The 25,648-nt window shown below is 60.9% G+C and carries 20 protein-coding genes; 7 read left to right on the top strand and 13 right to left on the bottom strand.

The genetic code is table 11. The annotated features are described in order from the left end of the window. Positions 1 to 105: 105 nt before the first annotated feature. On the bottom strand, positions 106 to 1,626 hold the full coding sequence (locus ACKUG4_RS10295; RefSeq protein ID WP_163974505.1) for a nucleobase:cation symporter-2 family protein: 1,521 nt from the start codon (positions 1,624 to 1,626) through the stop codon (positions 106 to 108). 256 nt (positions 1,627 to 1,882) lie between these two features. On the opposite strand from ACKUG4_RS10295, the gene ACKUG4_RS10290 reads away from it, so the two are divergent. Beyond that, positions 1,883 to 2,173 carry a BrnT family toxin gene (locus tag ACKUG4_RS10290; RefSeq protein WP_445434031.1) on the top strand — a complete coding sequence of 97 codons (291 nt, stop codon included), beginning with the start codon at positions 1,883 to 1,885 and terminating at the stop codon, positions 2,171 to 2,173. Further along, positions 2,170 to 2,499: a BrnA antitoxin family protein gene (locus tag ACKUG4_RS10285; protein ID WP_445433936.1), complete on the top strand. Its 330-nt coding sequence runs from the start codon at positions 2,170 to 2,172 to the stop codon at positions 2,497 to 2,499. The genes ACKUG4_RS10290 and ACKUG4_RS10285 overlap by 4 nt, the downstream gene beginning before the upstream one ends. Before the next feature lie 3 nt (positions 2,500 to 2,502). On the opposite strand, the gene ACKUG4_RS10280 is transcribed toward ACKUG4_RS10285, so the two are convergent. Together ACKUG4_RS10280 and ACKUG4_RS10275 are read right to left on the bottom strand one after the other, a co-directional pair. Beyond that, positions 2,503 to 3,330, bottom strand: coding sequence for an arylamine N-acetyltransferase family protein (locus ACKUG4_RS10280; RefSeq protein ID WP_085649002.1), 828 nt, complete (start codon positions 3,328 to 3,330; stop codon positions 2,503 to 2,505). 101 nt (positions 3,331 to 3,431) lie between these two features. After that, the gene (locus ACKUG4_RS10275; protein WP_445433935.1) at positions 3,432 to 4,226 is read right to left on the bottom strand and encodes an exodeoxyribonuclease III; all 795 of its coding nucleotides are present in this window, start codon (positions 4,224 to 4,226) and stop codon (positions 3,432 to 3,434) included. 117 nt (positions 4,227 to 4,343) lie between these two features. Here ACKUG4_RS10275 and ACKUG4_RS10270 point away from each other — a divergent pair, with 117 nt between their 5' ends. Next, the gene (locus ACKUG4_RS10270) at positions 4,344 to 4,931 is read left to right on the top strand and encodes a GNAT family N-acetyltransferase (protein WP_445433934.1); all 588 of its coding nucleotides are present in this window, start codon (positions 4,344 to 4,346) and stop codon (positions 4,929 to 4,931) included. Between the two features lie 4 nt (positions 4,932 to 4,935). Here the strand turns inward: ACKUG4_RS10270 and ACKUG4_RS10265 are convergent, their stop codons facing one another. Then, positions 4,936 to 6,378, bottom strand: a complete 1,443-nt coding sequence (locus tag ACKUG4_RS10265; protein ID WP_440816815.1) for a mechanosensitive ion channel domain-containing protein — start codon at positions 6,376 to 6,378, stop codon at positions 4,936 to 4,938. A 139-nt stretch (positions 6,379 to 6,517) separates the two neighbouring features. Further along, positions 6,518 to 7,384: a pirin family protein gene (locus ACKUG4_RS10260; RefSeq protein ID WP_445433933.1), complete on the bottom strand. Its 867-nt coding sequence runs from the start codon at positions 7,382 to 7,384 to the stop codon at positions 6,518 to 6,520. 220 nt (positions 7,385 to 7,604) lie between these two features. Here ACKUG4_RS10260 and dkgB point away from each other — a divergent pair, with 220 nt between their 5' ends. Beyond that, complete coding sequence (gene dkgB, locus ACKUG4_RS10255; RefSeq protein ID WP_445433932.1) at positions 7,605 to 8,408, top strand: 2,5-didehydrogluconate reductase DkgB; 804 nt, start codon at positions 7,605 to 7,607, stop codon at positions 8,406 to 8,408. Positions 8,409 to 8,412: 4 nt separating this feature from the next. Here the strand turns inward: dkgB and ACKUG4_RS10250 are convergent, their stop codons facing one another. The 7 genes from ACKUG4_RS10250 to ACKUG4_RS10220 all read right to left on the bottom strand — a co-directional run bounded on the left by ACKUG4_RS10250 (position 8,413) and on the right by ACKUG4_RS10220 (position 18,937). Then, positions 8,413 to 11,634, bottom strand: a complete 3,222-nt coding sequence (locus ACKUG4_RS10250) for an ATP-binding protein (protein WP_445433931.1) — start codon at positions 11,632 to 11,634, stop codon at positions 8,413 to 8,415. A 10-nt stretch (positions 11,635 to 11,644) separates the two neighbouring features. After that, the gene (locus ACKUG4_RS10245; protein ID WP_445434030.1) at positions 11,645 to 12,271 is read right to left on the bottom strand and encodes a response regulator; all 627 of its coding nucleotides are present in this window, start codon (positions 12,269 to 12,271) and stop codon (positions 11,645 to 11,647) included. A gap of 108 nt (positions 12,272 to 12,379) precedes the next feature. Then, positions 12,380 to 12,814: a chemotaxis protein CheY gene (locus ACKUG4_RS10240; RefSeq protein ID WP_085649008.1), complete on the bottom strand. Its 435-nt coding sequence runs from the start codon at positions 12,812 to 12,814 to the stop codon at positions 12,380 to 12,382. A gap of 109 nt (positions 12,815 to 12,923) precedes the next feature. Next, the gene (locus ACKUG4_RS10235) at positions 12,924 to 13,640 is read right to left on the bottom strand and encodes an MgtC/SapB family protein (protein WP_074687672.1); all 717 of its coding nucleotides are present in this window, start codon (positions 13,638 to 13,640) and stop codon (positions 12,924 to 12,926) included. Between the two features lie 54 nt (positions 13,641 to 13,694). Continuing rightward, complete coding sequence (gene mgtA, locus ACKUG4_RS10230) at positions 13,695 to 16,394, bottom strand: magnesium-translocating P-type ATPase (protein WP_445433930.1); 2,700 nt, start codon at positions 16,392 to 16,394, stop codon at positions 13,695 to 13,697. A gap of 589 nt (positions 16,395 to 16,983) precedes the next feature. Beyond that, the gene (locus ACKUG4_RS10225; protein WP_064594788.1) at positions 16,984 to 18,321 is read right to left on the bottom strand and encodes a lysine N(6)-hydroxylase/L-ornithine N(5)-oxygenase family protein; all 1,338 of its coding nucleotides are present in this window, start codon (positions 18,319 to 18,321) and stop codon (positions 16,984 to 16,986) included. A gap of 133 nt (positions 18,322 to 18,454) precedes the next feature. Further along, on the bottom strand, positions 18,455 to 18,937 hold the full coding sequence (locus ACKUG4_RS10220) for a sigma-70 family RNA polymerase sigma factor (RefSeq protein ID WP_445433929.1): 483 nt from the start codon (positions 18,935 to 18,937) through the stop codon (positions 18,455 to 18,457). A 333-nt stretch (positions 18,938 to 19,270) separates the two neighbouring features. Between ACKUG4_RS10220 and ACKUG4_RS10215 the strand changes: the two genes are divergently transcribed. The 3 genes from ACKUG4_RS10215 to ACKUG4_RS10205 are packed head-to-tail and all read left to right on the top strand — an operon-like array spanning position 19,271 to position 23,828. Continuing rightward, complete coding sequence (locus ACKUG4_RS10215; protein ID WP_445433928.1) at positions 19,271 to 20,443, top strand: efflux RND transporter periplasmic adaptor subunit; 1,173 nt, start codon at positions 19,271 to 19,273, stop codon at positions 20,441 to 20,443. Beyond that, on the top strand, positions 20,444 to 22,417 hold the full coding sequence (locus tag ACKUG4_RS10210) for a MacB family efflux pump subunit (protein WP_445433927.1): 1,974 nt from the start codon (positions 20,444 to 20,446) through the stop codon (positions 22,415 to 22,417). 7 nt (positions 22,418 to 22,424) lie between these two features. After that, positions 22,425 to 23,828 (top strand): efflux transporter outer membrane subunit, encoded by a 1,404-nt coding sequence (locus tag ACKUG4_RS10205; protein WP_445433926.1) that lies wholly within the window; start codon positions 22,425 to 22,427, stop codon positions 23,826 to 23,828. A 106-nt stretch (positions 23,829 to 23,934) separates the two neighbouring features. On the opposite strand, the gene pvdP is transcribed toward ACKUG4_RS10205, so the two are convergent. After that, positions 23,935 to 25,563: a pyoverdine maturation tyrosinase PvdP gene (gene pvdP / locus ACKUG4_RS10200; protein ID WP_236189406.1), complete on the bottom strand. Its 1,629-nt coding sequence runs from the start codon at positions 25,561 to 25,563 to the stop codon at positions 23,935 to 23,937. Between the last annotated feature and the right edge of the window lie 85 nt (positions 25,564 to 25,648).

Here is a 25,648-nt window from a genome sequence, read left to right as displayed (position 1 = left end):
CGAAAGATTCAGGGGCTTTTTAGTGGGCGCTGAAAAAAACGGCGACATAGAAAAAGGGCCGATCATTTTTCCAGCTGATCGGCCCTTTTCATTCAACCACAACGGTCAGACGTGCTCGCTGCTCTTGGCATGTGCCTTCGGTACGCCATGACCGTGATCCGAATCCGGATCGATCACCGGTACTTCGTTGCCGTCGCAGTCATGCAGCTTGCCGTCGCTGAAGTAGTCGCCTTCACGCAGCGCTGCCAGATCGCGATAACGCAGGGTCCGCTCTTCTGCTGCCGCGAACACCGACTGCTGATCCGAGTTACCCGCCGTGAAGTGGTTGAATGCCAGGTTCAGCAGGATCGCCATGATTGCCGACGAGCTGATGCCCGAATGGAAAATGGTCGCGAACCAGCTCGGGAAGTGATCGTAGAAGTTCGGCGCGGCAATCGGGATCATGCCGAAGCCGATCGAGGTGGCGACGATGATCAGGTTGACGTTGTTGCGGTAATCGACCTTGGACAGCGTGCGGATACCGCTTGCCGCCACGGTGCCGAACAGCACGATACCGGCGCCGCCGAGTACCGACGTCGGCACGGCTGCGATGACCCGGCCCATGAACGGCAGCAGACCGAGGATCACCAGGAAGATACCGCCGGTCGCCACCACATAGCGGCTCTTGATCCCGGTCACCGCCACCAGCCCGACGTTCTGGGCGAAGGCACTTTGGGTGAACGAGCCGAAGATCGGCGCAAACATGCTCGATAGCATGTCCGCCCGCAGGCCGTTGCCCAGACGCTTGGAGTCGACCTTGGTGCCGATGATTTCACCGACCGCCAGAATGTCCGCCGAGGTTTCCACCAGGGTCACCATGACCACGATGCACATCGACAGGATCGCAGCGAAGTGGAAGGTCGGCATGCCGAAATGGAACGGCGTCGGGAAGCCGAACATCGGGCCCTGGGTGACGCTGGAGAAGTCCGCCATGCCGAGGAACACCGCCAGCACCGTGCCGATCACCATGGCCAACAGGATCGACAGACGCGAGATGGTGGAGCTGCCGACCTTGCTCAGCAGCAACACCAACACCAGCGTGACCGCCGCCAGACCGATGTTCTGCATGCTGCCGAAGTCAGGCGCGTGGCTGTTGCCGCCCATGGCCCAGCGTGCGGCCACCGGCATCAGCGTCAGGCCGATGGTGGTGATCACAATGCCGGTTACCAGCGGCGGGAAGAACTTGGTGATTCGCGAGAACACCGGGGTGATCAGCAAACCAATCAACGACGCGGCTATAACCGCGCCGAGCACCGACTGGAAGCCGCCCTCCCCGCCACTGCTGACAATCGCCACCATGGTGGCAACGCCAGAGAACGACACGCCCTGCACCAGCGGCAACTGACAGCCGAAAAACGGTAAACCCAGGGTTTGCAGCAACGTGGCCAGCCCCCCCGCAAACAATGAAGCAGCAATCAACAGACCGATGTCCGCCGGCGAAAGCCCGGCGGCCTGACCGATGATCAGTGGCACCGCGACGATACCGCCATACATGGTCAGAACGTGTTGCAGGCCGTAAGCCATATTCGCGCCGACCCCGAGATTCTCGTCCTCGGGCCGTTGGTGTGAAACATGGGGCGTTTTCATGGTGGGGGAGTTCCCTGGTTTTTGTTATGCACACACTGTATGCAAGAGTCAGGACAAATGTCCATAGACTTGTATACAACTTGTCAGTCACATAATGGTTAGCTAGCCACCCAACCTTCTATCCCGCTGCTTTCATCCCCCCACAAATCCGGCAACCCATCCCTAATCGAGTCCACGTTTTATCCGCCTAGGCTGAAGTATTCACGGCGACCGACGGCGCGGCCGCACTCTTTTTTATACATATAAAGTATGCATAATTAAGTCATTCAAGATTCAGTTCGACAAAAGCAAGAATGCTGCCAACAAACTCAAGCACAGAGGGATCAGCCTCGCCGAGGCCGAACCGGTCTTCTACGACGACCGAGCACTGACCATTGAAGACAACGACCATGACGAGCAACGCTGGATCACACTCGGCAACGACGGCAAAGGACGTTTGTTGGTTGTTGCGTACAGTTACCGCGAACCGAATTTCGTTCGAATCATTTCCGCACGTTTCGCTACACCGAGTGAACGTCGCGAATATTTTCTGGAGGCTGACCGATGAAAGACGAGTACGACTTCTCTCAGGGCAAACGCGGCGCATTGGCGCCCACCAAGGGCAAAACGCGCATCACCATCATGCTTGATGATGCGGTCATCGAAGCGGCACGTACGGTCGCCGAAGATGAAGGGTTTGGGTATCAGACGGTGATCAACAACACCCTGCGCCACGCATTGCTTAACAGCCGTGGCGCAACCGATGAACTCGAACATTCAAGCGGGCAATTCAAGCAAGGCATCACCGCCACCGACCTCAAGAGCCTTGAGAAAAAACTGTCGGCGGCCGTGAACGAGATCCGGCGGGTGCTGGAACCGGACGTCAAACCGTAGCGTTCAAACTGGCTGAATCAAGCGCGCCAGAGCCTCTCGTGCACCGGGCTGGTGCGGCAAGTTCAGGCCAAATTCCCGTTCCAGCAATTCGATCAGTTCATCAACATCTGTCACTTCGCGCCGCTCGCTCTCGGCGCCGATGCGGTGAATGGCGAAACTGCCGTTGTTCAGCGTACGCCGCCAGCCGTCGCCGGTACGCGCCACCATCAGGCGCTGGGCGAATGGTGAGTCCGGGTGGGTCGAGACGTACCAGTTGCCGAGGGTGTAATCGATGTCTTCCTGGCGCTGCAGGTCGAACAGGTACATCGGCCGCCATTCGCCAGCAACCTTGGCCCGCAGCATGTAGCCATCGGCCTGCACTTCGATGCGATACGGTTCGTGCGGGGTGGATTGCTCGGCTTCGGTATCCAGCACCAGCGGCGCGGTCGGCACCATGCCGCCGAAGCCGACGTCGGTGATGTAGCGCACGTCGTCAATGGTCACCAGGCTCAAGCGATGAGTGCGCGCCGCCCAGCTGCCCTCGGGCTGATTCATGACCACGCGCCCGCTGATCCCCCGCGCATCGAACCCGAGCTCCAGCAGCAAGGCCAGAAACAGGTTGTTCAGCTCGTAGCAGTAACCGCCACGGGCGTCATTAAAGACTTTGCGTTCGATGGACGGCAGATCGATCAGGACGGGCTCGCCACTGAGCGTCGACAGGTTTTCGAAAGCAAAGGCGCCGGTATGGCGTAGTTGCAACAGGCGCAGGGTTTCAAGGGTCGGTGTCGGGGGCACATCGAATCCCAGGCGTTGCAGATACTGTTTCAGATTCGTCAGGCGTGGCTCGCTCATGGCTGGGTCCTTTTGCATGGGGGCGCGGATCGTTCCGCCGATGGTCGCCATGTATACGGGATCCGGGCCTCGAATCGACAATTGAATTAACCAATCACCGGCTAGCGTCTTTTACGCGAATCGATACGAATCCACGTTGGTGCGTGATCACTGGCATGCGGTTCATTACGCACCCAGGCATCCACACCGGCCTCGTGCAGATAAGGGCTCAGCGTCGGATTGAGCAGCAGATGGTCGATCCGCAGCCCGGAGTTCTTCTGCCAGTGCTGGCGGAAGTAATCCCAGAACGTATAGAGCCGATCCTCGGGATACAGATGCCGCAACGAATCGGTCCAGCCCTGATCCAGCAGACGCTGATAGCACTCGCGGCTCTCCGGTTGCAACAACGCATCCTTGAGCCACGAACGGGTGTTGTAGATATCCAGATCGGTGGGCACCACGTTGTAATCGCCGGCCAGCACCACCGGGTGATCGCTGCTTTGCAGATCCTTGGCGTATTTGATCAGGCGCTCGAACCAGGCCAGTTTGTAGTCGAACTTCGGCCCCGGTTGCGGATTGCCATTGGGCAGGTACAGGCATCCCACCAACACCCCGTGCACCGCCGCTTCGAGGTAGCGGCTGTGTTTATCGTCGGGATCGCCGGGCAAACCGCGCCGGCTCTCCAGCGGTTGCGCATCGCGGGCAAGAATCGCCACGCCGTTCCATGACGCCTGGCCGTGCCAGATGGCGCCATAACCCGCAGCCTCCAGATCGGCGGCGGGAAACGCGCTGTCCACCAGTTTCAGCTCCTGCAAACAGGCGATGTCCGGCTGCTCGCGCTTGAGCCATTCCAGCAGGTTCGGCAGTCGGGCCCGCAGGCCGTTGACGTTGAACGTGGCAATGCGCATTTTTTTCATCGTCCGGACTCCCGCCATTGACCGATAAAAACTGTGACATCCGCCCACCGCGACGGTTGCGTCGGATCCTTCCCGTACGGCGTAATAAGCCCTTGCCCGATCGCCGAGAATCCCCACATGCAAACCACGCTGCAAGGCCAGGGCATCATCCTGCGCCCGCTCCAATACACCGACGCCGATGCCCTGCTCCGCGCTGCCGCCGACGGTGAACTGTGGAACCTCACGGTCACCGTGGTGCCGTCGGCCACCACCGTCGACGCTTACCTGAAGAAGGCCCTCGACGGCCGTGAGGCAGGCACGGTCATGCCGTTTGTCATCGTGTTGAAGGAAACCGGCGAGGTGATCGGCTCGACCCGGTTCTGGAAAATCGACCCGCTCAACCGCAAGCTGGAGATCGGCAGCAGCTGGATTTCGGCACGTTTTCAGAAGACCTTCGTCAACACCGAGGCCAAGTACCTGATGCTGCGCCACGCGTTCGAGGTGCTCGACTGCGTGCGGGTGCAGTTCACCACCGACGAGAACAACCAGAAGTCGCGCAACGCGATCCTGCGGCTCGGCGCGCAACAGGAAGGCATCGTCCGCCACGAACGCATCATGCCGGACGGCCGCAAGCGCAACTCGGTGCGCTTCAGCATCATCGATGACGAATGGCCGCAGGTGCGCCTGAAACTGGAACGCAAACTGGCGGATTACGGCCTGCGCTGAAGGCTCAGACGCGATTGCGCAGCCATTGCAGGAACCCTTTTTTCGGCGCCAGCACCGGCGTTTCTTCCGTCAGGGATTGCGCCTTGTGCAGGCGGAAATCGAGCAGCGCCTGCATCGCGTCGTTGATGTCGTGACGAGCGTCCAGGCACGGCTTGAGATAAGACTTCTCGATGCGGTACAGCGCGCAGAAGGTCTTGGCGGAGAAGTCGGCCGGCAACGACGTATCGGACAGAATCCCCGCCTCGCCGATCACCTCACCCGGCCCCATCCGTCCAGACTCGAACGGCGTGCCATGGCGCTTGAGCGTCACCGAGACCACGCCGGATTCGATGATGAACAGGTGATCGCTGACCTCGCCGCCCGCGAGGATCATCTCGCCGGCCCGGAAAGTTTGCAGGGTCATGTTCTGGCTGAAGGTTTCTTTCTCTTCCTGACGCAGGGTGGAGAAAATCGGCGAGCTGTCGAGCAACGCCCGTGGCCGCGAAAGATTGCTCGCCACGCCGGGCTCATCGCTCGATAGCAGATTGACCCCGGACGCTTGCAAGTGCCGGAACGCCAGGTCGAACAGTTGATTGCGCACCACGCGCTTTTCGCTCATCGAGGCGACGAACCCGCTGATTTCATATTCGGCGCCGGCGCTGTTGGAGTTCTTCAGTGCGACGCTCGGCGCGGGACTCTCCAGCAATTGGCGACAGCCCTGCATCGCCCGCTCCAGGGCCTCGATCACCGAACTGGGCCGCGCATGGGGGCTGACCTGCACGCTGACGGCCACCCCGAACATATTGCTCGGCCGGCTGAAGTTGATGATCTTGGCCTTGGCCGCCAGCGAGTTGGGAATCACCGCCATGCTGCCCTGACTGGTTTGCAGGCGCGTGGCGCGCCAGTCGATGTCGGTGACCCGACCTTCGGTGCCGTCGATGGAAATCCAGTCATCCAGTTGATAAGGCTTCGTGGTGTTGAGCACGATCCCGGAAAACACGTCGCTCAAGGTGCTCTGCAACGCCAGACCGACGATGATCGCCAGCGCCCCGGAGGTTGCCAGCACGCCCTTGACCGGCAGATCCAGCACATAGGCCAGTGCCGCGATAATGGCGATCAGGAAAATCACCGCACCGAGCAGATCCTGCAACAGCCGCCCGGTGTGCCCGACCCGCTGCATCATCACCGCGCCAATCAGCACCGTCAGGGTGCGCGCGCCGAACAGCCACCAGCCGATCTGCAACCCGGTCGCCGCCAGGTGCAACGGTACATTGTCGGCCCACGGCGCAGGCTCCATCGGGTTGAGCCCTTCGTTGAACAGCAGGATGCTGAACAGGGCAAAAATCAGCACCCGCACCAACAGTTTCCACGCGCTGCCGTGGGCGCTGATCAGGCGCCACAGACCGAGATCGACCAGGATCAGGATCAGGGCACAAAACAACGGATGATCGGTGAGCAGAGACAGCATCAAACAACTCCGACAGGGGCCAGTCGCGAGAAGATCGCACAGATTGGGCTCAGTGTAGGAGGAATTGATTTGGCGGGATGAGCGCCACTGCACGCGCTCAAAAAAAACCGGCAGGCGCACGTGGCGCCTGCCAGGATTTTCAGCCGTGCATCTGGCCGAAGCGGCCGGACTGGAAGTCGGCGAAAGCCTGGTGGATTTGCTGCTCGGTGTTCATCACGAACGGGCCGTGGCCGACAATCGGCTCGTCGATCGGCTCGCCGCTGAGCAGCAGCACCACCGAGTCCGCGCTGGCTTCAAGGGTGATGCGATCGCCATCACGCTCGAACAGCGCCAACTGGCCTTCGCGCATCGACTCCCCACCGTTGATCTGAACCGAACCCTTCAACACCACCAGCGCCGTGTTGCGGCCTTCGTGCAGATCCAGCGAGAGCAACTTGCCAGTGTTCAGTCGCAGATCCCACACGTCGATAGGCGTGAACGTGCGGGATGGACCTTTGTGGCCGTCGAATTCACCGGCGATCAGCCGCAGGCTGCCGGCACCGTCCTTGAGCGCGATTTGCGGAATATCACTGTCCAGAATGGTCTGGTAACCCGGCGCGGCCATTTTGTCCTTCGCCGGCAGATTCACCCACAGCTGCACCATTTCCAGATTGCCGCCGGTTTTGGCGAAGTTTTCCGAGTGGAATTCCTCATGCAGGATGCCGGAAGCCGCCGTCATCCACTGCACATCGCCCGGGCCGATGGTGCCGCCACTGCCGGTTGAGTCGCGGTGCTGCACTTCGCCTTCGTAAACGATGGTCACGGTTTCGAAGCCACGGTGCGGATGCTGCCCCACGCCGCGGCGTTCAGTAGTCGGGGTGAAATGCGCAGGCCCGGCGTGATCCAACAGCAGGAACGGGCTGATGTGCTGGCCCAGGTTGTCGTAGGAAAACAGGGTGCGCACCGGAAACCCATCGCCGACCCAGTGGCCGCGAGGGCTGGTGTAGAGACCGATAAGATTTTTCATGGTGGACTCCGCAATTGGGTTGATCATGGGCCGATCATAAATTCGCCACGTATTTAGTACTAGTCAGCCAAAACCGTCCTCATCGTTCTACCGGTGGAACGATACCGATTGCGGTGATTCGTGACTTTCAGTCAACAGTACTTTGTCCCGACAGCGGTTTTTCCCGGGGAATCAGACGCGGATACTCTTGCCCATTCCCATTGCAATCCTGGAGTCCTGCATGTCTGTTCCCGCTTTCGGTCTTGGTACGTTTCGCCTGCAAGGCCAGGTGGTCATCGATTCGGTGAGCACTGCCCTTGAACTTGGTTACCGAGTCATCGACACCGCACAGATCTACGAAAACGAGGCCGACGTTGGCGCAGCCATCGCTGCCAGCGGCATTGCCCGTGAAGAGCTGTTCATCACCAGCAAGATCTGGATCGCCAACTTCGCCGGGGATCGTCTGATCGAAAGCCTCAAGGAAAGCCTGCAAAAGCTGCAGACCGACTACCTTGACCTGACGCTGATCCACTGGCCGTCGCCGGAAGATCAGGTGCCGGTGGAGGAATTCATGCGCGCGCTGCTGGAAGCCAAACGCCTGGGCCTGACCCGGCAGATCGGCGTGTCCAACTTCACCATCGACCTGATGAAACAGGCGATTGCTGCGGTCGGTGCGGAAAATATCGCCACCAACCAGATTGAACTGCACCCATACCTGCAAAACCGCAAGGTCGTCGAGTTCGCGCAGAGTCAGGGCATCCAGATCACGTCGTACATGACCCTCGCCTACGGCGAAGTGCTGAAGGATCCGCTGATCGTGCAGATCGCCGAGCGCCTGCATGCCACCCCGGCGCAGGTTACGCTGGCGTGGGCGATGCAATCGGGTTACGCGGTGATTCCGTCGTCGACCAAACGCGCCAACCTGCAAGGCAACCTCGGTGCCACGGCGCTGACCCTGAGCGACGCCGACATGGCGCTGATCGCCACACTGGAGCGCGGCCATCGCCTGACCAGCCCCAAAGGCATCGCGCCGCAGTGGGACTGATCGATCAGGCTTGAAGCTGCTGCGCGAGGTCGTGCATGGCCTCGCGCAGCGAATCGATGGCGGCCATCAATGCCGCTTCGGGCTGATCGGCCCGGCAGGCTTGTTCGAGCACCCGACACGCCGAGACCACACGCTCGGCACCGATCATGTGCGCCCCGCCCGTGACGTGATGCGCCAGATCACGCAAATCGGCGCGGTCATTTTTGCGGCCTGACTCATCCAGACGCTTCAGGTCAATGCGCAGACTGCTCAGCACCTCCTCACGCAATTGCCCGATCAGCGAGTTGTCCGCGCCTGCCAGTTGCAACAGCGCGCTCAGATCGAACTCGGCCTCTACCGGATCGTCCACGCTTTCGATCTGCGCGCCTTCGGATGTTGCGGCCATCAGGGCCTGGCTCAATTCGCGCAGCAGAACCGGTTTGAACAGACAGTCGTCCATCCCGGCTGCCCGGCATCGCTGCTTTTCTTCCATTTGCGCATTGGCGGTAAATCCAAGGATCAGACAGGGCGCCCTGCCCGTCGCGGCCTCTTCCTGACGCACCGCGCGCGCCAGCTCGTAACCGTTGAGCCCCGGCATGTTGCAGTCAGTGATCAATGCATCGAAGGAGTGCCCGCGCCACAGCGCCAGCCCGCTCCCACCACCATCGGTTTCAACGGGGCGATGGCCGAGTTCACTCAACTGTCGGCACAACAACAGGCGATTCACGGGATGGTCATCCACCACCAGCACGTTCAGCGACTTGACCGCCGTCGCCACGGGTGCCGGTGCAGCCTCCTGCACCAGCGGCTGCAGCACTGGCAGTTCCAGTCGAAGCATGACCTGAGTGCCCCTGCCCGGCTCGCTGGTCATCCACAAATCACCACCCATCATCCGGCACAGGTTGCGGCTGATCACCAACCCCAGGCCAGAACCGCCCTGCGCCGCAGTCTGATGATCGCCGACCTGCACAAACGGGCTGAACAAGCGTTGCTGATCCTCGGCGCTGATTCCCCGGCCACTGTCTTCAATGGCTACACCCACTTCAATCAGCCCGTCCTGTTCGCCGAATACGCGCAAGCGCAGGCTCACCTCGCCGTCATCGGTGAACTTGATGGCATTGCTCAACAGATTCGACAGCACTTGTTTGAAACGCAGGGCATCGATCATCACCTCGACGTTGCTGCGTTCATCCAGCTCCACATGCCACAACAATTGCTTCTGCCGGGCCAGGCCTTCGAAAATCCGACACACCGACTGCACCACCTCGCGCAGATTGACCCGTTCGGGAACCAGCGACAAATGCCCAGCCTCAATGCGCGCGATGTCGAGAATATCGCCGATCAATGCCAGCAATTGCTGCCCGGCACTGGACGCCACCTCGATCGCCTGGCGATCGGTCACGCCTTCATCGGCACGCTTGAGGGCCAGTTCAAGCATGCCGATCAGGGCATTCATCGGTGTGCGGATTTCATGACTCATGGTCGCCAGAAACGTGCTCTTGGCACGATTGGCTTCATCGGCCGCCTCCTTGGCCTCCTGCAACTGTCTTAACCATCGTTGACGCTGACGGATCTGCCGACGCTGAAAGGCGATCCAGCCCAACGCCAGCAACAGCAACCCGGCAGCAATGGCAAAGCCGCGCAGGATTTGCTCTCTATGACGCTGCCAATAGCTGTCCTGCAGCACCACGTTACGACTCCAGCGCGCGACCAGACCATCAATTTCCTGGGGGGCAATGGCCAGCAGCGCCTTGTTCAGAATCGATTGCAGTTGCGGGGCATCGGGCGCCGTGGCCATGGCAATCCGGGCCGGTTGATCACCCAGCGTGGAGACAATCCGCAAGCGCTCACGGTACTGGTGATCGATCTGATAACGCGCCACCAGCAACGAGCTCAATGTCGCATCAGCCCGACCATCAAGCAGCGCCCGCGTACCGTCCGCCGGACTCGGCAACTCGATCAGGTTGATCTGCGGCACGTGCTCCAACAGATATTCGCGCAGCGGATTACCGCGATAGAGCGCCAGTCGTTTACCCGCCATCTCCTCGAGACTGCGCGGCGCCTGTGCCTTCGAATCGGTGATCAAGACGAAGGGGCTGTTGGCGTACGACCGGGTGAACCGCATTTCAAGTTCACGCTCGCGGCTCGGTGTCAGCACCGGCAACAGATCCAGCTCCCCGCTCCTGAGCTGCTCGACCTGACGATCCAGAGACTGACCGCGCACCACCTCGAATGTCAGGCCACTGCGCTGACTGATCAGGTTGAGCAGTTGTGCAGTCAGGCCGCTGAACCGGCCATCGGCATCAAAGAATGCCAGCGGCGCAAAATCGTCGATAGCACCGACTCGCACCACCGGATGCTGATCCAGCCATTGTTGCTCGCTGTCGCTCAGACTTACCCGCGACTGTGCTGCCCTGTCGGCGCGCCCGGCACTCCAGCGCAGCTCCATCGCGAGGCGCTGTTCCATGGGAATCGCCAGCAGGGCCTTGTCGACCAGACGTTTCAACCGCGTGTTGCTGCGGGTCAGGGCGAAGCCGAACGGGTTGGCGTCAAGGCCCGAGGGGCCCGCCAGTTGCAGGTCGTTATAAAAATGAGTGTTGATCAGATAGCTGGCGCTGATGAAGTCGCCAAGGTAGAGCGCATCCCGACCGAACGCCACCGCGCCGAGGGCATCGAGAATCGAGCGATAACGCTGCAGGGAGGCTTGCGGGTAAGCCTGCTCGATGGTCGAGGCTGGCAGGTAGTCGTCCACCATGGCGATTCGCTTGCCGGCCAGATCGTCGGGCAACGGTTCGTCGAGCCGGGTCACCCACATCGGCTGATCTTCGGCGTAGGCACGGGACAGCATCAGTTCGGGGTCGGCGATCTCGAAGTTGTTCGACGTGCCCAGCAAATCCAGATCACCGGCCTTGAGCGCGGCCATCGCACTTGCGCGGTCGGGATAGCACCAGACTTCAACGGCGAGATTGAGTACCTGTGCAATCGCATCGGCGTAATCGGCGGTGAGGCCTTCCAGCTCATGGCGCTTGCGGGTCAGTTCAAAGGGCGGGTAATCCGGCCAGGAGGCACCGATGCGCAATACCGGATGCGCGCTCAGCCACTGTTTATCCTGATCATCAAGGCGAACCTGCACGCCTTCCAGGCGGGTGCGGGAAACGATTTCCAGTCTTTGCGCACTCGTCGCCGCCTGAACTGTGCCTGCAAACAAAAGTGCCAACAGAAACACCAACCGCAACGGTCTCATCATGGAAAGCCTCTCAGAACAGATCGTTGCGCACGACCAGCTCTCGCAACGTCACTGAGGACGTTATTCCCAGTTTGAGCATCAATCGGGTCTTGTAGGTGCTGACGGTTTTGTGACTCAGGTTCATTTCCAAGGCGATGAGCTTGTTGGACTTGCCGTGAGCCAGTTGCACCAGAATATGCAGTTCGCGGTCGGACAGCCGATCAATCAACTGCCGCTCATCACTCAGTGCATCGAGTTGTCCTGAACTGACACCGTGCATTTCAGGAAAAAAAGTGTAGCCCGAACGCACAGCCTTGATCGCATTCTCGAGCTGTTTCAGGTCGGCAGACTTTTCCACGAAGGCCATCGCTCCGGCACGCCGGCAGCGCATCAGGAAACTGTCCTGGGGAGCCGAGGTAAAAATCACGACTTTGCAAACCAGCCCGATAGTCCTGATACGCTCCAATACATCCAGCCCGCCCATACCTGCAAGGTTCAGGTCGAGAATCATCAGATCCGGCGCATGTTCACGAATCATCGGCACGACGTCGACGCCGCTCGACACCACGTGAATCTGCTTATAGCCCAACCCATGCAACAGCATACGGATGGCAGAGACGACCACCGGGTGATCTTCGGCAAGCAATACTCGACCCATGACCACTCCCGGTGCGATTACATAGTGATGAAGCCACCGATCTTGCATGAACGGGACTATTGGTAGCTGCGCTACAACTGTTGCACAGACTTTACGATGAAGCACCTGTCAGATCTGACAGGTGCGCGCCAGACCGATCTGTGATAGCGCACGCGATGACCGCCCAAGCGATGCCTCGACCGAGGTCATCAGCTGTTCGATTTCGTCGAATGAAGGCAGCGCTGCAGGGCTGGTGATGACCTTTGCCCCAAAATGCCCGGGAACACCTGTGGAATCCGCCGGCTCACCATAGACCAGGGCCCGTCGGACTTGTGGGTGATCGAACAGAACACCGGGCAGATCCGCGATCCCGCTCGCCAGTTCGGCATTAACCACCAGGACATCGAACGGCTGACAGCCGTAATCGACCAGGGTCAACAGTTCGGCAAGACTTTGCACCGGTGCAATGCGGTAATAATCAAGGCCATTGAACAGGCGCTCGATCTTCATCCGATGAAAATGCTGCAAGTCGGCGATCAGGATGCGCAGGGTTTTGTCGGTCAATGTGGAAGTCCGGGTAGTCGCTTCAAGTGGCGGCAAGACTACCCAAGCATCGGGATACACTCTGTAGGACTTTTCCGAAAAACACGGTCACTCATCGGGATTGAAAAAGTTACTCCGTGGTGCTCGGACTCCAGAACGCCTGCACCACCAGCGTCGACGTCGAGATTCGCGCCACCAGCGCATCCAGTTCATCACCGTCCACCGAGGTGGTGGCCAGCGTCGCTTCGATCTCGATTTCATCGGCACCGAAGGCATGTACATCGACATCGCTGGCCGGGTAATTGCTGCGTTCCAGCTCGGCCTCGAGCAAGGCGAAAACGGCTTTCTGCTGCGAACGCCGAGCGATGACATAAACAATGTTGGTGACTTCCGCCGAGACCACGTCCAGCGGCTGACGGTTGATGTTGTTGACGATCGGCCGCAACAAGGTATTGGCGGCCAGCACAAACAAGGTGCCCAGCACCGCTTCGGCCAGCAGGTCGGCACCGGCGCAGGCACCAACCGCCGCCGAGGTCCAGAGCGTGGCGGCGGTGTTGAGCCCACGCACGTTGCCCTCTTCGCGCATGATCACCCCGGCACCGAGAAAACCGATGCCGGAAACCACGTAGGCAACCACTCGCACCGCGCCTTCGGCCCCGGCGAGACGGTTGGCCATGTCGACGAAAATTGCCGCGCCGACCGCCACCAGCACGTTGGTGCGCAAGCCCGCCGTGCGCTGCCGGTACTGGCGTTCGAAGCCGATCAGGCCGCCGAGAATGAACGCCGCGCTGAGGCTGACCAAAGTGTCGAGCAATGAGGTGAGGTTGAGATTGTTGATCGCTTGCATGTCGAACTCCTTGAAACCGCCCCCCTTGCTCCCACAAGGGGGGAATCTTGCCTGTTACTGCCAGCCGAACCGGCGGATGTAGAAGCCTTTGACGGCCTGGGTCAGCGCCATGTACGCCAGCAGGATCACCGGCAGAAACACGAAGTACATCGACGGCAGCGCCTGCAATTTGAAGTAGTGCGCCAGCGGCCCCATCGGCAGGAAGATGCCCACGGCCATGATGATTGCGGTCATCACCAGCAGCGGCATCGCCGCGCGGCTTTGCAGGAACGGAATCTTCGGCGTGCGGATCATGTGCACGATCAGCGTCTGGGTCAGCAGCCCCACCACGAACCAGCCGGACTGGAACAGGGTCTGGTGATCCGGGGTGTTGGCATCGAACACGTACCACATCAAGGCGAACGTTGTGATGTCGAAGATCGAACTGATCGGGCCGAAGAACAGCATGAAGCGCCCGACGTCCCCTGGCTGCCAGCGTTGTGGCTGCTTCAGCATCTCGTCGTCGACGTTGTCGAACGGGATCGCGATCTGCGAAATGTCATACAGCAGGTTCTGCACCAGCAGGTGCATCGGCAGCATCGGCAGGAACGGAATGAACGCACTGGCGACCAGCACCGAGAACACGTTGCCGAAGTTCGAGCTGGCGGTCATCTTGATGTACTTGAGCATGTTGGCGAAGGTCCGACGCCCTTCCAGCACGCCCTCCTCCAGCACCATCAGGCTCTTTTCCAGCAGGATGATGTCGGCCGCTTCCTTGGCGATGTCCACCGCGCTGTCCACGGAAATCCCGATGTCTGCGGTGCGCAGCGCCGGTGCGTCGTTGATGCCGTCACCCATGAACCCGACCACGTGGCCGTTGCCCTTGAGGATGCGCACGATGCGTTCCTTGTGCGACGGCGTCAGTTTGGCGAACACGTTGGTGGTTTCTACCGCCACGGCCAGATCGGCGTCGCTCATGCGTTCGATGTCGTTGCCCATCAACAGGCCTTGCTGGGCCAGGCCCACTTCGCGGCAGATCTTGGCGGTCACCAGTTCGTTGTCGCCGGTCAGCACTTTCACGGCCACGCCGTGCTCGGCCAGGGCCTTGAGTGCCGGGGCGGTGCTTTCCTTCGGCGGATCGAGAAACGCCACGTAACCGATCAGCGTCAGTTCCTGCTCGTCGCTCAGGCTGTAGGTGTCGCGCCCCTGCGGCATCGACCGTGCCGCCACCGCGACCACACGCAAGCCTTCAGCGTTGAATGCTGCGGTGACCTGACGAATTTTCGCCAGCAATTCATCGCTCAAGGCTTCGTCGACTTCACCGTGACGCACCCGGCTGCACACCGCCAATACTTCTTCCACTGCGCCTTTACAGATCAGTTGATGCGGCTGGCCGCGCCCTTCGACCACCACCGACATGCGCCGGCGGTTGAAGTCGAACGGGATTTCATCGACCTTGCGAAAGGCCGTACCGACCTTCAGCTCACGGTGGATTTCCACGTGCTCCAGCACCGCCACATCCAGCAGGTTTTTCAGCCCGGTCTGGTAGTAGCTGTTGAGGTAAGCCATTTCCAGCACGTCGTCGGAGTCTTCGCCCCAGACGTCGACATTGCGCGCCAGGAAGATCCTGTCCTGGGTCAGGGTGCCGGTCTTGTCGGTGCACAGCACGTCCATGGCGCCGAAGTTCTGGATCGCATCCAGGCGTTTGACGATGACTTTCTTGCGCGACAGGAACACCGCGCCCTTGGCCAGGGTCGAGGTGACGATCATCGGCAGCATTTCCGGGGTCAGGCCCACGGCGATCGACAGCGCGAACAGCAGCGCTTCGGTCCAGTCGCCCTTGGTGAAACCGTTGATGAACAACACCAGCGGCGCCATGACGAACATGAAGCGGATCAACAGCCAACTGACTTTGTTCACCCCTTGCTGGAACGAAGTCACCGCACGATCCGTCGCCCCGACCCGCTGCGCCAGCGCACCGAAATAGGTGCTGTTGCCGGTGGTGAGAATCACCGCCACCGCCGTCCCGGACACCACGTTGGTACCCATGAACAGGATGTTGTCGAGCTCCAGCGGATTGCGCGTGTCGCGATCGGCCTGACGCGGGAATTTTTCCACCGGCATCGATTCACCGGTCATCGCCGCCTGACTGACGAACAGGTCCTTGGCGCTGAGCACCCGGCAATCGGCAGGAATCATGTCACCGGCCGAGAGCACGATCAGATCGCCGGGCACCAGTTGCTTAATCGGCAGTTCAGCGCGCGGCGCATCCCGGCGCAGCACGGTGGCGGTGTTGCTGACCATCGCCTTGAGCGCGTCGGCGGCCTGGTTGGATTTGCTTTCCTGCCAGAAGCGCAGCAGCGTCGACAGCACCACCATCGAGAAAATCACGATGGCGGCCTTGAGGTCTTCGGTCAGCCACGAGATCACCGCCAACAGGGTCAGCAGCAGGTTGAACGGGTTTTTGTAGCAATGCCACAGATGGGTCCACCACGGCAGCGGTTGCTCGTGTTCGACTTCGTTGAGGCCGTGCTGCGCACGCAGTACATCGACTTCGAAATCAGTGAGGCCATCGGTGTGGGTGCCGAGGTTCGACAACAGCACGCCGCTGTCGCAATGGGCGGCGTCCACCAGTGTATTGGCCAGGGTGGGCGGCACTTCACGGCTGACCGTGGTGTCGCTGAGGGTTTCCAGCAAGGCCAGGCGACGGAAGTGCCGGGCGATGTGACGGGTCCGCAGGAAGCCTGCGAAAAATTCCTTGAGCGTAAGTTTCATGGCTGTTGCCCCTATGGTCAGCCGGGAAACCGTCGAGCAGGTACGTCCTCGTCCTGGGCACCGGAAAACCGGCACGGCAAGGCGTGGCGCGCCGGTCAGAAAAGACAGGCGTGTCGATAGGTCTGTAATGACGACGATGAAGTCGACTTCACAGGCTTTTCAGTGTCGATGAGAAGGACGTCGGGACATGACCGGGACCGGTCATGATCGGGATGCCGCTGCTCGCTGTTCGGCGAGACAACGGCACAAAGGAATGCGCGTTATCTTGCCGAGAATCCGCCGGTTACAAGGACCGGCCGACAACTGTCACTCGAACAAGTACCCACTGTGGGTCTCCGCTATTGATGAAAACGCGCGAAGCTTACGCCCCGATTTCAGGAGAGTAAACCCGCAAAAGGAAGTGTGTCGGGGAATGTGGCGGGTGTTCAGGAAGGGTTCAGGATTGAGTTTTTGCGGTTTACTTGAAGGCCTCTTCGCGAGCAAGCCCGCTCCCACAGGGGATCTTCATTGAACACAGATTTTGTGGTCAGCAGAGATCCACTGTGGGAGCGGGCTTGCCCGCGAAGACGATTTGGCAAACGCCGCAGGTTTAGCTGGCAGTCGCCAACAACAGATCCATCACCGAACGGCTGTGCCCGCGGTTCTTGCCATGCTCATACAGCGAGCCGGCAATCTCGTCCGCGCGGATCGGCAGGATCGACAACAGCGTATCGCTCAGACCGTGGCTGGCCTGGCAGAAGCCCTGCATGTACAGACCGGCCTTGCAGCGCTCGTCGGTGATCAGCTTGTAATTGCGATCGACCTCGAAGTCGCCCAGGTACTCCTCCAGCGGCGCCAGCAGTTTGCGATGCATCTGACGCTCGTAACCGGTGGCCAGCACAACCGCGTCGTAGGCACGCACGGTGACTTCGCCGGTGGCGTTGTTGCGCACGGTCAGTTCGATACCGCGTTCGGTGGCGGTGGCTTTCTCGACCGTGGTCAGGGTGCGGAACGCATGACGTGCGACGCCGGAGACTTTCTGGCGATAGAAGATGCCGTAGATACGCTCGATCAGGTCGATGTCGACCACCGAGTAGTTGGTGTTGTGGTACTCGTTGACCAGACGCTCACGCTCGCTGCTGTTCTGCTGGAAGATCAGGTCAGTGAACTCCGGCGAGAACACTTCGTTGACGAACGGGCTGTCGTCCGCCGGCTTCAGGGCCGAGCCACGCAGGATCATGTCCACCTGCACCGACGGGAACGAATCGTTCAGGTCGATGAAGGCTTCCGCCGCACTCTGGCCGCCACCGATGATTGCGATGCTCATCGGCTGGTTGTTGATGCACGGCTGCTTGGCCATCTCGGCCAGGTATTGCGAGTGATGGAAAACCCGAGCGTCACCCTTCAGCGCCTTGAACGCCTCGGGAATGCGTGGAGTGCCACCGGCGCTGACCACCACCGAACGTGCGGTGCGCACCAACTGCTGGCCGTCCGTACCACGGGAAATGACCCGCAGCGCTTCGACCTGATGGTTGTGCAGCACCGGCTCGATGGTCAGCACTTCTTCGCCGTAGCGGCTCTGCTCAGTGAACTGCGCGGCCACCCAGCGCAGATAGTCGTTGTACTCCATGCGGCACGGATAGAAGGTGCCGAGGTTGATGAAGTCCACCAGACGGCCGTGGTGCTTGAGGTAGTTGACGAACGAGTACGGGCTGGTCGGATTGCGCAGGGTCACCAGATCCTTGAGGAAGGAAATCTGCAACTCGCTCTGGGTCGACAGGGTGTTGCCGTGCCAGCTGTAGTTGGGTTGTTTATCGAGGAACAGCACATCCAGCTCGCCCTGGGTCGCGCCGCGCTCTTGCAGAGCGATGGCCAGCGCCAGGTTCGAAGGGCCGAAACCGACGCCGATCAGGTCGTGAACGATGGGCGATGCAATTGCCTGTGTCATTTCCAGTGTCCTCTGGATGAACCCCCGAACAGCGCGGAGGAAGAGCTTGGGTGACCGGCCGGCCCGGAGCAGGACAGCAGATCGTCTGTTGAGTAGGAACGAGGACAGTGAAATAAAATTTAACGGCGACGGCTCAATGGGCATCCCATTGTTTGATTCGCAGGCGGCAATGTTTCATGGCGTTGACGATGTGCTTTTCCACCAGGGCCTTGGAAATACCAAGGTGCTCGGCGATCTCGGGGTGCGACAGGCCTTCGATCTTGCGCAATAAAAAACTCTCGCGGCACAGCGGCGAAAGCTCGGCCAGCGCACGCTGCAACATGTCCAGACGCTGGCAATGATCGAGGGTGCTGTGGGGGGACGGGGTGAAATAGCGCTCTTCGCTGTCGAGCACTTCCAGCGATTCGACCTGACGCAGGGCATTGCGCCGATGGTCGTCGATCACCAGGTTCAGCGCGGTGCGATAAAGGAAGGCCCGGGGCTGTTCGATCGGCGTATCGCTGGAACGCTCCAGGACCCGTACATAAGCGTCATGCACCACATCTTCGGCCACCTGTCGGTTGCCGAGCCTGGCGTTCAGGAAACACACCAGCTCACGATAGTAGTTTTCCAACATGACTCCCGGCCGCTCGAGTGCGGGTTTTGTCCTTGAGCACACTGTTCTGCCGAGCCGCCCGAGGCAGTAGCAAGATAGTGGCAACTTGAGGTGCGTAATTTATAGTAATTCTCATATAGATTTAAAGTAGTGTTTGTCGTTGCCCGACAAATAGTGGCCGGCTATACCTTCAGATTGCTGTAACAACCTGTGTCGCCACTTAAATTCCGTTCCGCTTTCTTCGTTTACAGGACAGCTCCCCGTGTCTGTCGCGCCCTGCGGCAGCGTTCAACGGTGCCTGACCCCGCGCACTCCTCTGAACGACGGGCCGATTTCCACTGGCCGGAACCCTGCATGAAACGTCCCCGCCCCGCCCGACGCGCCCTGCTCGTAGTCCTTTGCTTGATCCCCGTTATCGCCTACGCCGCCTGGCAGATCCTGCCTCCCGGGCGGGACAGGTTCGCCACCGTACAAGTGACCCGCGGCGATATTGAAAGCAGCGTTACCGCACTGGGCACCCTGCAACCACGGCGTTATGTGGACGTCGGCGCCCAGGCGTCGGGGCAGATCCGCAAGATCCATGTAGAGGTCGGCGACGTGGTCAAGGAAGGTCAGCTGCTGGTGGAAATCGATCCGTCGACCCAGAAAGCCAAACTCGACGCCGGGCGTTTTTCCATCGAAAACCTCAAGGCCCAATTACAGGAACAGAAAGCCCAGCACGAACTCGCGCAGCAGAAATACCAGCGCCAGCAGCATCTCGCCGCTGGCGGCGCCACACGCGAAGAAGACGTGCAGACCGCCCGCGCCGAACTGAAAGCCACCCAGGCACGCATCGACATGTTCCAGGCCCAGATCCGTCAGGCCGAAGCCAGCCTGCGCAGCGATCAGGCGGAACTCGGCTACACCCGCATTTATGCGCCGATGGCCGGCACCGTGGTGGCCCTCGATGCCCGCGAAGGCCAGACCCTTAACGCACAACAACAGACACCGCTGATCCTGCGCATCGCCAAGCTGTCGCCAATGACCGTGTGGGCGGAGGTTTCCGAAGCCGACATCGGCCACGTCAAACCGGGCATGACCGCCTACTTCACCACCCTCAGCGGCGGCCAGCGGCGCTGGAGCAGCACCGTGCGGCAAATCCTGCCGGTGCCGCCCAAGCCGCTGGACCAGACCAGCCAGGGCGGCGGCAGCCCTGTCAGTTCCAGCAAAAGCGGCAGCGCCCGCGTGGTGCTCTACACCGTGCTGCTGGATGTCGACAACGCCGACAACGCACTGATGGCGGAAATGACCACCCAGGTATTCTTCGTCGCCAGTCAGGCAAAAGACGTTCTCACCGCACCGGTTGCCGCCCTGCAAGGCACTGCCACGACAAACCGGCAGACCGCGCAGGTGATCGCCGCCAATGGCGACATCCAGTCCCGCGAAGTACACACCGGCATCAGCGATCGCTTGAAAGTCCAGGTGCTGGAAGGTTTGAACGAGGGCGATCACCTGTTGATCGGCCCGGCCGACGGCAGCGGAGGCTGAATGCAGACGCCCCTGATCGACCTGCAGAACATCCGCAAATCCTACGGCGGTGGCGACGCCCCCGAAGTGCATGTGCTGCGCGGGATCGACCTGTCGATCCACGCCGGTGAGTTCGTGGCGATTGTCGGCGCTTCCGGCTCCGGCAAATCGACGCTGATGAACATTCTCGGCTGCCTCGACCGACCCACCTCTGGCGAATACCGTTTTGCCGGGGAAAACGTCGCCGGCCTCGACACCGACGAACTGGCCTGGCTACGGCGTGAAGCCTTCGGTTTCGTGTTTCAGGGGTATCACCTGATTCCGTCCGGCTCGGCCCAGGAGAATGTCGAGATGCCGGCAATCTACGCCGGCACACCCGCCGCCGAACGCCACGCCCGCGCGGCCGCCCTGCTCGATCGCCTCGGCCTGGCCTCGCGCACCGGCAACCGTCCACATCAGTTGTCGGGAGGCCAGCAGCAGCGGGTGTCGATCGCCCGGGCATTGATGAACGGCGGCCACATCATCCTGGCCGACGAACCCACCGGCGCCCTCGACAGCCACAGCGGCAAGGAAGTCATGGCGTTGCTCGACGAGCTGGCGAGCCAGGGCCACGTGGTCATCCTGATCACCCACGACCGCGAAGTCGCAGCGCGGGCCAAGCGCATCATCGAGATCCGCGACGGCCTGATCATCAGCGACAGCGCCCGGGACGACCCCGAAGCCCAGGCCACGGCCAACCCCGGCGCCCTGCAAGCCGTCGATCTGCGCAAGCGCCTGAGCGAAGGTGCGCAAGCCTCCGGTGCCTGGAAAGGCGAGCTGGTGGACGCTCTGCATGCCGCCTGGCGAGTGATGTGGATCAACCGCTTTCGCACGGCGCTGACCCTGCTCGGGATCATCATCGGCGTAGCCTCGGTGGTGGTCATGCTCGCAGTGGGCGAAGGCAGCAAACGTCAGGTCATGGCGCAGATGGGCGCTTTCGGTTCGAACATCATTTACCTGGGTGGCGTCCCTCCGCACCCACGTGCACCGCAGGGCATCATCACCCTCGACGACCTCGCAGTGCTCGCCACCCTGCCGCTGATCAAGCAGATCATGCCCGTCAACGGCGCCGAAGCCGTGGTGCGTTACGGCAATCTCGATCACAACAGTTACGTGGGCGGCAACGACACCAATTTCCCGAAGATTTTCAATTGGCCGGTGGTTGAAGGGGCTTACTTCACCGCCGCCGACGAAGCCAGTGGCGCTGCGGTTGCCGTCATCGGCCACAAAGTCCGAAGCAAGTTGCTCAAGGACGTCGCCAATCCCATCGGGCAGTACATCCTGATTGAAAACGTGCCCTTTCAAGTGGTCGGGGTTCTCGCCGAAAAAGGCTCCAGTTCCGGCGATTCAGACAGTGACGACCGCATCGCCATTCCCTACTCCGCCGCCAGCACGCGCCTGTTTGGCACGTATAACCCGGAGTACGTCGCCATCGCTGCCGCCGATGCACGCAAGGTCAAGGAAACCGAACAGGCAATCGAGCGCATGATGCTGCGCCTGCATAACGGCAAAAAGGATTTCGAACTGACCAACAACGCCGCCATGATCCAGGCCGAAGCGCGCACGCAAAATACCCTGTCGCTGATGCTCGGATCGATTGCGGCGATTTCGCTGCTGGTCGGCGGTATCGGCGTGATGAACATCATGCTCATGACGGTGCGCGAACGTACCCGCGAGATCGGTATTCGCATGGCCACCGGCGCTCGCCAGCGCGACATCCTGCGTCAGTTCCTCACCGAAGCGGTGATGCTCTCGGTGGTCGGCGGGATCGCCGGTATTGCCCTGGCGTTGATCGTCGGTGGCGTGCTGATCCTCAGTGACATCGCCGTCGCCTTCTCGCTGCTGGCAGTGCTCGGCGCTTTTGGCTGCGCCCTGATCACCGGTGTTGTCTTCGGCTTCATGCCGGCCCGCAAAGCTGCCCGGCTCGACCCGGTCACGGCCCTTACCAGTGAATGATCGATCTATGAAACCGCGCTTCAGTTTGTTGACCGTGTGCCTGATTCTCAGCGCCTGCGCCAATCCCCTTCAGCGTCCGGACAGCGGCTTGCAGCCTCCCGCCGCATGGCAGTCAGCGCAGGCTGACAGCACTGCCCGCAACAACCCGCAATGGTGGACGCAGTTCGGCAGCCAAGAGCTCGATCGCCTGATCGAACAGGCTCGCACTGGCAGTTTCGACCTCGCCGCCGCCATGGCTCGGGTACGCCAGGCCCAGGCCGGCACCGTGATCGCCGGCGGCTCACAATTGCCTGAAGTGCAGGCCACGCTCAATGCCAATCGGCAGAAACTGTTACGCGGCAAGGGCTACAGCCAACTGGATGCCGACAGCAGTAACAAGGCCGTGGATTACTTCGACGCCAATCTGAATGCCAGTTACGAAATCGACTTTTGGGGTGGCAAACAAGCCTCTCGCGACAGTGCGCAATTCGCCTTGCAGGCCAGCGAGTTCGATCGTGCCACGGTGGAGCTGACCTTGTTCGGCAGTGTCGCCGACACCTATGCGCAAACCTTGTCGCTGCGCGAGCAGAGCCGCATTGCCGAGCTCAATCTGGCCAACGCGCAAAGCGTTTTGAAACTGGTGCAGACACGTTTTGACTCAGGCTCAGCCACCGCCCTGGAACTGGCTCAGCAGAAAAGCCTGGTAGCGGCCCAGCAACGGCAATTGCCGCTGGTGCAACAACAGGCCCGGGACGCTTCGATCAGCCTCGCAGCCCTTCTGGGTCGCCCGGTTCAGGCTCTCGTGCTGAACCGGGAATCGTTCGATCAACTGCATTGGCCGGAAATCGCCACTGGCGTGCCAAGCGATCTGCTCAATCGCCGCCCGGACATCGCGCGCGCCGAAGCGCAACTGGCCGCCGCCGAGGCCGACGTCAAGGTTGCCCGCGCTGCCATGCTGCCGACTGTCAGCCTCAGTGCCGATATCGGCTCCGGGGCCGACCAGTTCCGCGACGTTCTGCGCAACCCCTTCTACAACCTGACCGCCGGATTGATCGGGCCGATCTTCAATAACGGTCGTCTCGGCGCAGAGCGCGACAAAGCCACTGCGCGCCAGGAAGAACTGCTGCAGAACTATCGCGGCGCGATCATCAATGGCTTCGCCGATGTCGAAAAAGCCTTGAACAGCATTCGCCGCCTCGACGAGCAACGGCAATGGCAAAGCGAGGAGCTGCGGCAAGCGCAAACGGCGTTCGACATCGCCCAGAGTCGCTACCAGGCCGGCGCAGAGGATTTGCTGACGGTACTGGAAACCCAACGCACGCTCTATGCCGCGCAGGATTTGAATGTGCAGTTGAGATTGTCACGAATGCAGGCAAGCATTGCCTTGTACAAGGCATTAGGCGGCGGCTGGCAGGTACTGGCATCGCGCTGACCTGCAAGTGCAATCGCCAGCAGGCCGGGCCCCACCACATTCATCGGTGCAGCTGAATGGGTGGGGGGGGGGGGCAAGCCTGCTGGCGATGGCAGTGAATACCGTCTCAGACCGGAGTCTGTCTGGGCTTCAGATGACGCGCATACCACGGACGCTGCGGCACCTTGCGCAACAACGACGACAACACTTTCTCGTCATCGCTGAAGGTGATGCGCAGGGCCAGCTTCATGGTTTCCGGATCCATCTCCACTGACTTGCCTGGCTGCAGGCCCGGTACCGTGCTGCAGCCGTGGGTGCTCGGCCCAAGCCATGGGTCGGCGACTTCCACCCAGCGTCCCGGTGCAAACCACGGCACGCCATTGACCTGCAAGCGACTGACTTCGCCCGGATGAAAGCGCTCGTGCGCGCGGAACCAGTCTTCCAGACGATCATCGATCCAGCCATGGAACGCCCAGAACACCGGGCTCACATGAGAGGAGAACGGATCGCCCAGGAAATCGTTTTCAGCGGCGTACCAACGCGCGGAAAAATCGGCCGGATCACGCGCAAACGGCACCGGGTGACCGTTGGAGGGATCGCGCGGCACAGACGCCCAGCGCATGTGCAGCCAGTCGTGCAGCCCCAGCTCAACCTCCGAGCCGAACTGCCCCAAGGTCAGTTTGGCCAGGTAGCGCGGGTCACGGTAGCGCGATTCCCACACCAGGAAATTACTGTGATAAGTCTCGGCCGTCTTGATGTCGCTGACCCATTGCGAGTATTCGTCATCGTCCTCGGCCAGCCAGGTCGGCGGCAGCGAAGTGCCGTCGTGATTGTCGAAATAATCGGCAAAACCCTGGCGATCGCGGATCAATTCCGGCTGCGGCAGGGGAAAATGCTGCCACGACGGCAGATCCTGCATTGATCGCGCCGTGCCCAGCATGTGCCGGTGCATGAAGAAGAAATCGATACCCGAGCCATTGCGATCCTTGCGCGGGCCACGGGCGTCGCGCTCCTTGCCACGCGGGCCAGGCTGCCAGCCGATACCGCGCAGGGCGCCGCGTTTTTCCTCGCTCAAGGTGTGCCACTTGTCGCGGCTGGCGTGCCAGAGTTGGTGGAACAGGCGGTGCTCGGGGGAGATCAGCCAGGCCAGCAGCGTCGGGTTCAACCCGGCCCGCTCGCGTGCCTCGGGGAACATGCGTTTTACGGCAATAAAACGATTGTCCTGCGCCGGCAGCATCAACGGCCGATCCAGTCTGAGGACGCGCCCGCTGAGGCTGCCGCTGCCGGCGTTGCCGAAGCCGCCCCAGACTTCATCCAGCGCCATGTTGAATTCGTAGTCCGGTGCACCGTCGGCCGCCGATGCGCTGACCAGACGCCAGCTCAACTGCGAGGCTTTGACATCGGCGAGGTCCGCGAGAATGCGGTAGCGCGGCGCCTGAGGCGAGCGCAAACGCTCGGCCGTGTCGAGAAAGCCGATAACGCCGCGCCCTTTGTGGGCCACATCGAGAAACACTTCCAGACCGTCCCTGGGCAAACCCGCGATACCGGCGTCATGGCCCTCGAAACGAATCTGCCAGATACCGCGCAGCGCATCCGCCAGGCGTTGCCCGGCAACATCCGCGATGTCGAACGACGCCTCACCCGGGGTGATCGTCGGATCCGGCTTCGTCCATTCACGATGCCCAAAATACGCTGCTGGCACAGCGGCGCCGGTCAGTGCCAGGCCCGCCATGAACCATCGTCGAGAAATCTTCATTGCCCTACCTGTGTCAGCCATGAAGCAGGCTTTATCCAAGCTAGAACGTTTGTTGCAGAGGTAAATTTATGGCGCCCCGAAAAGT

The sequence above is a fragment of the Candidatus Pseudomonas auctus genome, from assembly GCF_048654275.1.
GTDB classification, from domain to species: Bacteria; Pseudomonadota; Gammaproteobacteria; order Pseudomonadales; family Pseudomonadaceae; genus Aquipseudomonas; species Aquipseudomonas pharyngis.
The sequence above is the reverse complement of the archived record's forward strand: the minus strand, read 5'-3'. Positions and strand labels throughout refer to the sequence as shown.